Source organism: Bradyrhizobium sp. LTSP857, from assembly GCF_000938285.1.
GTDB lineage: Bacteria > Pseudomonadota > Alphaproteobacteria > Rhizobiales > Xanthobacteraceae > Bradyrhizobium.
Window position 1 is genome coordinate 61,735 of record NZ_JYMS01000050.1, and the last position, 12,440, is coordinate 74,174.

General features: G+C 61.6%; 11 protein-coding genes and 1 pseudogene. 10 read left to right on the top strand and 2 right to left on the bottom strand.

The features are described 5' to 3' along the window. Positions 1 to 115 precede the first annotated feature (115 nt). From UP06_RS38385 to UP06_RS38420, 8 genes are all read left to right on the top strand, one after another. Complete coding sequence (locus UP06_RS38385) at positions 116 to 823, top strand: TetR/AcrR family transcriptional regulator (RefSeq protein WP_197087477.1); 708 nt, start codon at positions 116 to 118, stop codon at positions 821 to 823. 318 nt (positions 824 to 1,141) lie between these two features. Next, complete coding sequence (locus UP06_RS38390) at positions 1,142 to 1,951, top strand: ABC transporter permease (RefSeq protein WP_045008918.1); 810 nt, start codon at positions 1,142 to 1,144, stop codon at positions 1,949 to 1,951. 51 nt (positions 1,952 to 2,002) lie between these two features. Further along, positions 2,003 to 2,995, top strand: a complete 993-nt coding sequence (locus tag UP06_RS38395; RefSeq protein WP_045008919.1) for an ABC transporter substrate-binding protein — start codon at positions 2,003 to 2,005, stop codon at positions 2,993 to 2,995. Beyond that, positions 2,992 to 3,840: an ABC transporter ATP-binding protein gene (locus UP06_RS38400; RefSeq protein WP_045008920.1), complete on the top strand. Its 849-nt coding sequence runs from the start codon at positions 2,992 to 2,994 to the stop codon at positions 3,838 to 3,840. The genes UP06_RS38395 and UP06_RS38400 overlap by 4 nt, the downstream gene beginning before the upstream one ends. 5 nt (positions 3,841 to 3,845) lie before the next feature. Next, entirely contained in the window at positions 3,846 to 5,243 is a 1,398-nt protein-coding gene (locus UP06_RS38405; protein ID WP_045008921.1) for an enolase-like domain-containing protein, read from the top strand. Beyond that, positions 5,240 to 6,391, top strand: a complete 1,152-nt coding sequence (locus UP06_RS38410) for a Gfo/Idh/MocA family protein (protein WP_045008922.1) — start codon at positions 5,240 to 5,242, stop codon at positions 6,389 to 6,391. Before UP06_RS38405 ends, UP06_RS38410 begins: the two co-directional genes overlap by 4 nt. Before the next feature lie 10 nt (positions 6,392 to 6,401). Next, positions 6,402 to 7,592 (top strand): dihydrodipicolinate synthase family protein, encoded by a 1,191-nt coding sequence (locus tag UP06_RS38415; RefSeq protein ID WP_045008923.1) that lies wholly within the window; start codon positions 6,402 to 6,404, stop codon positions 7,590 to 7,592. After that, positions 7,592 to 8,455, top strand: a complete 864-nt coding sequence (locus UP06_RS38420; protein WP_045008924.1) for a sugar phosphate isomerase/epimerase family protein — start codon at positions 7,592 to 7,594, stop codon at positions 8,453 to 8,455. The genes UP06_RS38415 and UP06_RS38420 overlap by 1 nt, the downstream gene beginning before the upstream one ends. 212 nt (positions 8,456 to 8,667) lie before the next feature. Here the strand turns inward: UP06_RS38420 and UP06_RS41305 are convergent, their stop codons facing one another. Then, entirely contained in the window at positions 8,668 to 8,955 is a 288-nt protein-coding gene (locus UP06_RS41305) for a hypothetical protein (protein ID WP_156163495.1), read from the bottom strand. A gap of 26 nt (positions 8,956 to 8,981) precedes the next feature. Continuing rightward, complete coding sequence (locus tag UP06_RS38425; RefSeq protein ID WP_082081896.1) at positions 8,982 to 10,565, bottom strand: MAC/perforin domain-containing protein; 1,584 nt, start codon at positions 10,563 to 10,565, stop codon at positions 8,982 to 8,984. Between the two features lie 174 nt (positions 10,566 to 10,739). Here UP06_RS38425 and UP06_RS41310 point away from each other — a divergent pair. After that, positions 10,740 to 10,874 (top strand): annotated as a pseudogene (locus UP06_RS41310) (sugar phosphate isomerase/epimerase); the annotation flags it as partial. A 305-nt stretch (positions 10,875 to 11,179) separates the two neighbouring features. Beyond that, a complete protein-coding gene (locus UP06_RS38430; protein WP_045008926.1) occupies positions 11,180 to 12,337 on the top strand; it encodes a diphosphate--fructose-6-phosphate 1-phosphotransferase in 1,158 nt (385 codons plus the stop codon). Positions 12,338 to 12,440: the final 103 nt, after the last annotated feature.

The following is a 12,440-nucleotide window of genomic DNA, read 5'->3' on the forward strand; positions in this document are numbered from 1 at the left end:
GGGCGCCTTTGCCCACCGTACGAAACCGGCTTGCTTGGCTTTCACTGTTGCGAAACTATGCGGCGGGCTGGGCGCGTGGTACATGGCATACCGAGAGCACCCAGCGAGCACCGGTTTGGCGAAGGCAAAGCAAACTCTGAGATGGCAGCGCGACCCCGAAGGGATGCGGCTGCGGATTCTCGAAGCCGCCAAGCAGGAGTTTTCGACCCACGGGCTCGCCGGCGCGCGCGTCGATCGCATCGCGGCCAAGGCCGGCGCCAACAAGCGCATGCTCTACTACCACGTCGGAAACAAGGACGAGCTCTATCTCGCGGTATTGGAAGGCGCCTATGACAAGATCCGCAGCGAGGAGCGCGGGCTCGATCTCGAACATCTCGATCCGCCCCAGGCCATCAGGCGGCTGATCGAGTTCACCTGGAATTATTTTCTGCGCAATCCCGAATTCCTGTCGCTGCTCCAGACCGAGAACCTCGCGCGCGCAAAACATTTAAAGCGCTCGGCCAAGGTCAAGTCGATGCACTCGCCCTTCGTCGAGATGATCCGCACCGTGGTGCGGCGCGGCGTCGAGAGCGGTGATTTCCAGGTCGCGGTCGATCCGGTGCAGCTCTACATCTCGATCGCGGCGCTCAGCTTCTTCTATCTGTCGAACTCGGCGACGCTGAGTGTGATCTTCGGCCGCGATCTGCTGGACAAGAAAGCCAAGGATGAACGGCTCGCACATATGGCCGGCCTGGTGCTGGCGGCGCTGACCGGGCAGTCGGCGGAGCTGCTGGAGATCGTCAAGGCGCCGAAAAAACGCGCGGCCGTGGCCCAGACGGTGTAGCGGCGAAGCCCGCGTACTCGTGGATGGCGGACGTATCGTCTGCTGTTTCCTCAACCTCAGCTGTCATCGCCCGCGAAAGCGGGCGATCCAGTATTCCAGTGGCGGTGAGGGGATCCGGAGAAGCCGCGGCGTACTGGATTCCCCGCTTTCGCGGGGAATGACACCGAGGGTGCCGCGCGATTGGCTGGTCGCTTAAGAGGTGCACGACCCCCACGAGCGTCGGAACCGCGCGCAAAACGTCACAGGGAAACCACTGGACAGTATTTATCCAACGGGTTAATTTCTCCCCCGAACGAACAAGACTTCCGGGAGTGAGACGTGGCTGAGTTGAAGCCGCAGAGTGCGGTGTCCAAGATGCTGAATGCGGCCTGGATCCGGCCGTTCTTGTTCCTGGTCTTCATCGTCGTGGCCTGGGATCTCGCGATCCGGCTGTTCAGGATTCCCGCCTACCAGATTCCGTCGCCGGCCGATGTCGTCGCGGTCCTCTGGACCGACTGGCCGGAACTGCTGCGCCAGTCCTGGCCCACCACCTATGCGACCGTCTGCGGCTTCGCGCTGTCCGCGCTGTTCGGCATTCCCGTCGCCATGCTGATCGCGGGCTCGAAGACGGTGGAGAGCTACGTCTATCCGTTGCTTGTGTTTTCCCAATCCGTGCCGAAGATCGCGATCGCACCGCTGTTCGTGGTGTGGTTCGGCTTCGGCATTATTCCGAAAGTGATCTCGGCCTTCCTGCTCGGATTTTTCCCGGTGGTGGTCTCCGCCGTGCAGGGTTTCAAATCGGTCGACCCTGATATGGTCGATCTCGCCCGCGCCATGCAGGGCAGCCGCTTCCAGGTGTTTTGTGCGGTGAACCTGCCGCATGCGCTGCCCGCGATCTTCTCCGGCCTCAAGGTCTCCGTGACGCTCGCCGTGGTCGGCGCCGTGGTCGGCGAGTTCGTCGGCTCCAATTCCGGCATCGGCTATGTGATGCAGCGCTCGATCGGCACATTCGATTTGCCGACGATGTTCGCGGCGCTGGTGATCCTGGCGCTGCTCGGCGTGATCCTGTTCTGGATCGTCGACCGGATCGAGAAGCTGGTCATTCCCTGGCATGTCAGCCAGCGCGAGGACGTGATTTTCGCCTCTTAATTTAAGCAACGGCCATAAACGGCCGAAACATAACGACAAGGGAGAGTGACAATGAAGCGGTGGATAGGGGCTGTCTCGACGGCGCTGATGATGTTCGCGGTCGCACCGGCGCAGGCGGCCGACAAGGTCGTGCTGATGCTGAACTGGTACGTCTATGGTGAGCATGCGCCGTTCTATTACGGCAAGGCCAAGGGCATCTACGCGGCCGAGGGCATCGATCTCGAGATCCAGGAAGGCCGCGGCTCGGCTGCGACCACGCAGGCCGTTGCGGCCAAGACCGCCGATTTCGGCTATGTCGACGTGCCCACCATGATGCGCGCCGCGATCAAGGGCGCGCCTGTCATCGCGACCGGTGTGCTGCTCCAGACCAGCCCGATGTCCGCCATGGGTTTTGCCGACAAGAACATCAAGAAGCCCGAAGATATCAAAGGCAAGACGGTCGCGATCACGCCGGCCGATTCCATGACCCAGATCTGGCCGCTGTTCCTGAAGAAGACCGGCCTGAAGGAGAGTGACTTCACCACCGTTGCCGGCGACGGCCAGACCAAGCTCAACGCCGTCATCAACGGCCAGGCGGATCTCCTGCTCGGCTACGTCATGGACCAGTCGATGAAGATCAAGGACGCCACCGGCAAGGACGTCTATCCGATCAAGTTCGCCGACTACGGCATCAACATGGTCTCATCCGGCATCATCGCCAACTCCGACTATGTGAAGGCCAATGCCGATCTCGTTCGCCGCTTCATGGCTGCGACGACCAAGGCGGTCGAAGCCGCCGAGAAGGAGCCGAAGGCGGCGGCACAGTCGATCCTCGATGCCAACCCGAAGGGCGGCAAGATCGATACGTTGACGCAAGGCTTTGAGCTGACCATTCCGCTCTACCGGACGCCCGAGACCAAGAGCAAGCGGCCGTTCCAGGTCACCGACCAGAACATGACCGACAGCGTCAATCTGATGGTCGAATATGGCGGGCTCGATGCCAAGGCCAAGGACAACCCGAAGGCGTTCTACACCAACGACTATCTGCCGAAGGGCGACTCGTGAACCAACCTGCAAGACCTGACAACGCCGTGCAACCGGCCGCGCATCTGAGACTGGTGAGCGACCGGGCCGGCAACGATGCGTCGGGCATCAAGCTGGCCGGCGTGTCGAAGACCTACCGGACGCGCGACGGCGATGTGCCGTCGCTGCGGCCGCTGGATTTCCACATCAACGACGGTGAGTTCTTCGTCGTGGTCGGGCCAAGCGGCTGCGGCAAGTCCACGCTGCTCAAGCTGATCTCGGGATTGCTGCCGCCGACATCCGGCGAGATCCTGGTCGAGGGCGAGAAGGTGACGACGCCGCACGGCAATGTCGGCATCGTCTTTCAGAACGCACTGCTGCTGCCCTGGCGCAACATCCTCTCCAACGTGATGCTGCCGATCGACATGAAGCGGCTGCCGCGGCAAAAATATCTCGAACGCGCCAAGGCGCTGTTGAAGATGGTCGGGCTGGAGGGTTTTGAGAGGAAGCTGCCCTGGCAGCTCTCCGGCGGCATGCAGCAGCGCGCCTCGATCTGCCGCGCGCTGGTGCATGATCCCAAGATCATGCTGATGGACGAGCCGTTCGGTGCGCTCGATGCGCTGACGCGCGAGCGCATGAATGTCGAGCTGATGCGGATCCAGCGCGAGACCAGGAAGACCGTGCTCCTGATCACGCATTCGATTCCGGAGGCCGTGTTCCTCGCTGACCGCGTGCTGGTCATGACCGAGCGTCCCGGTGCGATCGCCGCGATCTACGACGTGCCGCTGCCGCGCCCGCGCTCGCTCGACGTGATGGCCGATCCGGTCTTCACCGAGCTCGTGCAGCGCATCCGCAAGCATTTCTTCTCGCAGGGTTCACTGGACTAACGACCATGGCACCGCGCCTGAAACTGCGAGACATCGCGTTCTTCGAACGTCCCGTGCAGTTCGCGCGGCCGTTCCGCTTTGGCGCGATCACGATCAAAGCGACGCCGCAGCTGTTCGTGCGGGTCGAGATCGAGCTCGAGGGCAGGGGAACCGCCGTCGGTGCCAGCGCCGAGCTGCTGGTGCCAAAATGGTTCGACAAGCGGGCGGAGCTGTCGCCGGCGCAGACGGTCGACGAGTTGCGCCGCTCGCTCGTAATCGCGCGCGGGCTCTATTTGGCGCGGACTGAATTCCTGACGGCGTTCGATCTGCACGCGTCGTGCATCGGTGCCCAGGTCGCAACCTGCGCGAAAAAGAACATGCCGGCGCTGGCTGCGGCCTACGGCCCGGCGGAGATCGACAAGGCGGTGCTCGATGCGGTGCTGCGTGCCGTCGAGACCAATTTCTTCGACGGGATGGCCGGCAACATCGCCGGCATCGATGCGCGGCTTTCGCCCGATCTGAAAGCCACTGACATCGCGCAATTTCTCGCAAGCCGAAAGCCGCTGCCGCGCGTCGCGATCAGGCATACCGTTGGTCTTGACGACACGGTTGAAGGCGAAGGCGGCGTTGCCGATATCAGCGAGAATGCCAGCGCACGCTATTTCAAGCTGAAGCTGTCCGGCGACTCCACGGCGGATGCGGCGCGGCTGGCGCGCATCGGCAAGGAGCTCGATACGCTCGGACGGGACTACAAGGTCACGCTCGATGCGAACGAGCAGTACGCCGATCTTGCCGTGCTGCGTGCGCTGATGGATCGGCTCGATCATGACTCCGCTTTGAGACCGATCTCGTCGCGCCTGCTCTATGTCGAGCAACCGATGCCGCGCGACATCACCCGGCAATCTCCGCTCGGCTCCCTGGCCGCACATGGCTTCATCATCGATGAAGCCGATGATTCCTACGATGCGTTCCCGTCGGCGCGAGCGCTCGGCTATTGCGGCATTTCGTCGAAATCATGCAAGGGGCTCTACAAGTCCATCGTCAACGCGACGCGCGCTGCGAAATGGAGCGCAGGCGGAGCGAGGTTCTTTGTGACGGGCGAGGATCTGACGTGCCAGGCTGGCCTTGCCGTGCAGCAGGATCTCGCGCTCGGCGCCTTCATCGGTATCACCCATGCCGAGCGCAACGGCCATCACTATGTCGATGGTTTTGGCGAGACGCCCGCCGCTGAAGCGCAAGCCTTCGCGGCGGCGCATCCCGATCTCTACGCCGATGCCGGCCATGGCATTCGGCTCAAAATCCACAACGGCGATCTCCTGACGGGATCGCTCAACGCAACGGGCTTTGCGACGTCGGTCCATCCGGACTGGTCGGCGCTGGCCCCGCTCGAACAGCCAAAACCACTTCAGGAGCAATTGGCATGACCACCCAACGCCTCGGCCTCATCATGAACGGCGTCACCGGCCGCATGGGGCTCAACCAGCATCTGATCCGCTCGATCGTCGCGATCCGCGACCAGGGCGGCGTTCGCTTGAAGAACGGCGACCGCGTGATGCCCGATCCGATTCTGGTGGGCCGCAGCGCCGAGAAGGTGGAGGGGCTTGCGAAACAGTACAACATCACGCGCTGGACCACCGATCTCGACGCCGCGCTCGCCGACAAGAACGACACGATGTTCTTCGACGCCGCGACCACGCAGGCCCGGCCCGGCCTGCTGACCCAGGCCATCAAGGCCGGCAAGCACGTCTATTGCGAGAAGCCGATTGCGACGAATTTTGAAGAAGCGCTGGAGGTCGTCAAGCTTGCGAATGCCAAGGGCGTCAAGCACGGCACGGTGCAGGACAAGCTGTTCCTGCCCGGCCTGAAGAAGATCGCCTTCCTGCGCGATTCCGGCTTCTTCGGCCGCATCCTCTCGGTGCGCGGTGAGTTCGGCTATTGGGTGTTCGAAGGTGGCTGGCAGGAGGCGCAGCGGCCGTCCTGGAATTATCGCGACGAGGACGGCGGCGGCATCATTCTCGACATGGTCTGCCACTGGCGCTACGTGCTCGACAATCTCTTCGGCGAAGTCGAGAGCGTGGTCTGCATCGGCAACACCGACATTCCCGAGCGCTACGACGAGCAGGGCAAGAAGTACAAAGCGACCGCCGATGACTCGGCTTACGCGACGTTCCAGCTCAAGGGCGGCGCCATCGCGCACATCAACATGTCCTGGGTGACGCGCGTCTATCGCGACGATCTCGTCACCTTCCAGGTCGACGGCACGCTCGGCTCGGCGGTCGCCGGCCTGTCCGACTGCATGATCCAGGCCCGGCAGGCGACGCCCCGGCCGGTGTGGAATCCCGACGAGAAGCGGCTGCACGATTTCTACGGCGACTGGCAGAAACTGCCGGATAACGTCACCTACGACAACGGCTTTAGGGAGCAATGGGAGATGTTCATCCGTCACGTCTACGAGGATGCACCCTACAAGTTCACGCTGCTCGAAGGCGTCAAGGGCGTGCAGCTCGCCGAATGCGCGCTGAAGAGCTGGAAGGAGCGGCGCTGGATCGACGTCGCCCCGATCAAGGTCTGAGGAGGGACACATGAACAAGCCCGTCCTGCAGATGTCGTCATTGTCGCTAAAACTGCCGAAGGCCGATCGCTTGATCGAGACCTACCGGCTCGCGGCGTCGCGAATTTTTCCGGCCAAACTTGAAGGCACGCTCAGCCGCATCGCGTTCTCGGCCGTGCACACCGTCGTCGATCCCTTCGCCGACAACGATCCCTGGCTCTCCGCCGCCGTCGACTGGGACAAGACCATCGCCTTCCGCGAACACGTCTGGGACCTCGGGCTCGGCGTTGCCGAAGCCATGGACACGGCGCAACGCGGCATGGGGCTGGACTGGCCGACCTCGCTGGAATTGATCACGCGCTCGGTCGCTGCCGCCAAACGGCGCAATGCGCTGGTGTTCTCAGGGGCTGGCACCGACCATCTCGCCGTGGAGGATGCCAAGAGTCTCGACGACGTGATCCGCGCCTATGAGGAGCAGGTCTCGGCGGTCGAGAAGGTTGGTGGCCGCATCATCCTGATGGCGTCGCGTGCGCTGGCCAAGCTTGGCCGCAACGCCGATGACTACGCCAAGGTTTATGACCGCGTGCTGTCGCAAGTCCGAGAGCCCGTGATCATCCATTGGCTCGGCGACATGTTCGATCCCGCGCTGACGGGATATTGGGGCACCAACGATCTCGACAAGGCGATGGATACGGCCGTTGGCATCATCAACGGCAACACCGGCAAGGTCGACGGCGTAAAGGTCTCGCTGCTCGACAAGCAGCGCGAGATCGACATGCGCCGTCGTCTGGACAAGCGCATCAAGATGTACACCGGCGATGACTTCAATTATGCCGAGCTGATCGCCGGCGACGAACAAGGCTTTTCGCACGCATTGCTCGGCATCTTCGATGCGATCGCGCCGGCCGCATCCTACGCACTGTCGCGGTTAGCTGCCGGCGATGAGGCCGGCTTCCAAGACGTGCTCGGTCCGACCGTGCCGCTGTCGCGCCACATCTTCAAGGCGCCGACGCGCTTCTACAAGACCGGCGTGGTGTTCATGGCTTACCTCAACGGCCACCAGGATCATTTCACCATGGTGGGCGGCCAGGAGAGCACACGCTCGATGCTGCATCTGGCCGAGCTGTTCCGCCTGGCCGATCAGGCCGGACTGCTCGCCAATCCGGAGTTGGCGACGCGGCGGATGAAGACCGTGCTGGCCTCGCACGGGATCGACTCCTGATGCGTGATTTTTCGTCCGATCATCGCTGGCTGTCGCTGAACACGGCGACGGTCCGCAAGCAGGGTGACCTTGTCGAGATCATTGAGGCCTGCGCCAGGCACGGCATCCGCGCCATCGATCCCTGGCGTGACCAGATCGCCGCGGTCGGTCTCGACCGCGCTGTGCGCGCCGTGCGCGACGCCGGCCTTGATCTCTCCGGCTATTGCCGCGGCGGCATGTTCACGTCCGATGCGTCGCGCCGAGGCGAGGTCCGTGACGACAACCGGCGCTGCGTGGACGAAGCCAAGGCGCTCGGCGCGCCCTGCATCGTGCTGGTCGTCGGCGGCCTGCCGCAATATTCGCGGCCGGGCAGTGAAGCATCGAAGGACATTGCCGGCGCGCGGACGCAGGTCGAGCACGCGCTGGCCGAGATGCTCGACTACGCCAGACAGGCAAACCTGCCGCTGGCCATCGAGCCGCTGCATCCGGCCTATGCGGCCGACCGCGCCTGCGTGAACACGACGAAACAGGCACTCGACATCTGCGACCGGCTCGACCCCAGCCGCACCGGCATGCTCGGCGTCGCGCTCGATGTCTATCACATCTGGTGGGACCCGGAGCTGAAGGACCAGATCGCGCGCGCCGGCAAGGACCGCCTGCTCGCCTTCCATGTCTGCGACTGGCTGGTGCCGACCAAAGACATTCTCAACGACCGCGGCATGATGGGCGACGGCGTGATCGATATCAAATCCGTGCGCAAAGCGGTCGAAGCGGAGGGTTTTGCCGGCTATTCGGAGATCGAGATCTTCTCCAACGACTGGTGGGGCAAGCCGATGGACGAGGTGCTGCGCACCTGCATCACGCGGCACCGGACGGTGGTGTAGCTATTCCGGCGGCCGTGGTCAGATCGTTTGTCTTTAGCGGGGCCCGTCCGCCTATGCAAAATTCGTAAGATGAGCGAGGGCGAAATTCCGAGATGTTCGATGCCTCAACTGACACCGATGTCGCGGGGGGCTGGTGCGGATCCCTTGGAGGGAGACAACAAGTGGAAGGTGCTGCACATAGGTGCATTGTCTTCGCAACGCCGGCACCGAAACTACTGGAAGCTAACAACCATCACTTGCGTGCCCACATATCTTCTTCTGAAAAATCCTTCCTTTTCCATAGCACTCACATACGCATTGGCGACGAGCAGTTGCCAACGTGGGTCGTTAATAGGGATCGCAAAAGTGTGCGTTTCATTGGCGTACCTTTCCGGGTCGTTCCGCACATATCCAAGGCCCTGCGCCTGTTGGGCGATTTGCGAAAATAGTGCGTCACGATTTTGAGGCGGACAGCCAGCATTCGCTTGGGCAAAGGCTGCGTTAGAGTATATGACCTGCATGTTGGATCATCCCTTGGGTTGGAGCTCTAATCGGACAGACTGAAGGGATCAGAAGGCCCATTTGCGAAGGCCGTCCATTTCTCGCCCTCCGCAGCCTCTATTTCATTGGCTGGCACCGGCGGGGCGTCCGGGTCCAGGCCGAAACAATGGCCTTCATCCCGGAGGGCCCAGCGGTAAACAGTGGCGAGTGCGCTGGATTGCAGGCCCTGCGGCTGCAAGGGCAGCACTTTGCTGAAATAGCTTAGGTCCTCGGTGTAATGTCCTTCTGCTATAACAGCTGCATCGCTGGCGGTATCTGTCGTGAAGAAGTGGACGGATTTATTGTAATAGCGATGCAGGGTCACTGCCGTTTGGCAACTTGTTGTCTGCGGCAATACGTAAAATGGAGTGCCAACCAGTTTGTAGCTTGAAAATCTTATCCCGGTTGGATCGCCCTCCGGATTTTCTAGCGTGGTGTACAGATAATCAGCGCTGTTGCTTCCGATATAGCAGTAAAACGGAAGGACGCTGTTAGGTAGCGAGAAATAGGTGTAAGCCTCCTTTAGTGCCGTCTTGACGGCCCCCGGAAACACGCACAGTTCCCACATGCCGACAAGAGTGATCGCAATTGTCACCGGGTTTGCGCCAGTGCTAGCGATCCAGGCTTCATAGTTTGTGAGCTTCGCATCCGTGTTGGATTGTGCGGACGGCGCGTTTGACGCGAGGGATGCCAACGTCTCGTTACCACCGATCGCCAGGAATTTGCTCGTTCGGCTGCTCTCGTAGTTCTTATTCTCATAGGAACTCTTCATGCCGAGCGAGCCGGTGACCAGGTCGTATTCGGCCGAGATGTCGAGAGACGCATCGGTCTCACTGATATTCGACGATCGTTCGATGGCAACGCTTAGGCTGCTGCGCGCGCCGGCGAACACCGATGCCACGACATGGGTGCCGTACTTGGTAAAAAAAACCTTATATCGATCGACGCACGACTCATCCGTCGGATCGAACGTTGCCGGAAGACTCTTGGCCTCCTGGGAAAAAACCGCGTCCCATGAAGATCCGTTAGTCTGCGACTGCGCATACAGCAGTGCGTTGTCGAGCGTGAGACTCCATCTTTCCGCGAGCGTCTCGTGGATACCATAGAAGTACGAGCTGCTTTCGCAGTTTTGTGACGAGAAAGCGGAATTTGCGGACCCCCAGAAGAGCCCATCTCCACCTTCGAGGCCGGCTTGAACGCTGTAATAGTCCGCGATCTGCTGATAGGTGGAAAACGTCTGCGCGGAACTTGTCGCGCTGAATACTCCGCCGACATGCACATCGGCGGGGACCTGGTATGCGGTTCCCACTAACGGATCGCCGCTCCCAGGCGGGATAGGCCATATGCCACCGACGTCATCCTGATAGGGCACCGCGGACGTCATGAAGTCCGTCCCTCCGGCCCCCATAAACGTCACCAGCGAACCGCGCAACGACGATGGGGCAAACTCGGAAGCATTGGCATCGAAGGGATTGAAGCCCGATCCCAACAAATCAAGTCCTGGGATGGCCGCGTAGCTCGGCTGCATCGATCCAGGTCTCGTAGCGTCGGCCGCAGAAGGGGTCACGGATTGCTCTTTGGAACCCACCATGTCGGGGCCTCTTTCAGGTAACGATGAAAACCTCAGGACTTCCCTGGACCGTGTATGGACAAACAAGCAACGCCTGACGTTGAATGTTGGCAAAAGCCGCGAACACTACGCAAGGGTTCATTTGCTGTTTATTGCAACTTCGCCTCAAACGATTGCGTGATGATGACAGGCAGCGCGGCGCGCGCCGCCGTGGAGGCGCAGGGCTATGCCGGCTATTCCGAGATCGAGATCTTCTCCAACGACTGGTGGGGCAAGCCGATGGACGAGGTGCTGCGCACCTGCATCGCGCGGCATCGGACGGTGGTGTAGGCCCGGCGGGTGTCGTCTTCACGGGCTTGCGGGCTGTTGCGACATGTTGAAACGCGCCTTCGGCTCGTTGCCCAGCGTGGAAAATGACTCGGGTTGATTGTTCCCTACAACCGTTTCGAATTGCTTGGGGCAAATCTCGGCCCCGTAGGAAGCTAAGCTATTAATGATGCTTAGGCCTGTAGCTTTTCCGCGTCACGATACGATACTGCAGGCAGGCCGCCCGTTGCAGCATTGGCCAATCTTCGCTTCAATCGTCTCTCACAGTCCACGGGCGGCATAGCCGGAAACAAAGTCATAGAGGATCCATGGCATCAATCGTCATCGCCCAGGGCGGCGGCCCCACCGCCGTGATCAACCAGACCTTGTGTGGCGCCATCCTTGCCGCGCGCAGGCATGATCCGTCCGCGCGCATTCTGGGCGCGCGCTATGGCGTGCGCGGCCTCACGGCGGGGAACGTCGTCGACCTGACCACCATGCCCGAGGCCGAACTCCGCCGCCTCGGCAACACGCCCAATTCCGCGCTCGGCTCGACCCGCGACAAACCGGATGCTGGCGCATGCTCTGATATCCTCGCGGCTCTGGACCGGCTCGGCGCCCGCGCCTTTGTCTATATTGGCGGCAACGACACCGCCGGAACGCTCGAACTGCTGCGGCAACAGTCGAGTGGTCCCTGCCATTTCGTGCATGCCCCCAAGACCATCGATAACGACCTGATGGAGAACGACCACGTCCCCGGCTTCATCTCGGCAGCCGCCTTCGTCGCCAATGCCCTTGTCAGCATAGATCTCGATTTTCGCGCCATGCCCGGCATCTATGTGGCCATCGTCATGGGCCGCCATGCCGGTTTTCTCTCCGCCGCGGCCGCGGGCTGGCAGCAATCGCCCGACGATGCTCCGCATCTGATCTACACGCCGGAAAAGCCGTTCTCGGTTGTCCAGTTCCTCGACGACGTCGATGCGGTTTACACGCGGCTCGGCCGCTGCATCGTCTCGATGTCCGAGGGCGTGCAGGACGAAGCCGGCCGGCCTCTCGCCGAGGCGCTGGCGGGCGAGGCGATCGAGCGCGACGCCCATGGCAATCTGCAATTGACCGGCGGTGATCTCGGCATCGAGATCCAGAAAGCGCTGAAATCGCGTTTTCCCAAGGCCAGGGCGCGTGTCGACACACTGGGCTATCTGCCGCGCGGATATATCGGCGTGATCGACGAAACCGACCGCAAGGAGGCTTTCGACGCCGGCGCGTTTGCCGCGCAAAGCGCCTTGACCGGCAGCGGCTCGGTGGTGCTGCATTATGACGGCGAGCGTATCGAATCTCGGCTTGTGCCGCTCGATCGCGTGGCTAGCAAAACACGCCATATGCCCGACGATTTCCTTGTCGGCAGCAATACCGTTTCGGAAGAAGGACGGCGCTATTTTCGGCGGCTTCTACCCAAGCGGCACGATATCTTCGCGCCGTTCGTGTGAAATTGTCGGAGAGAGCATTCTCAACATGAGGCTCTCAGCCCGCAGGATTGGTTGAGCTCTTGCGAAACCCATCGCGCAAACAACCAACGCAGTGTCTAGTCCG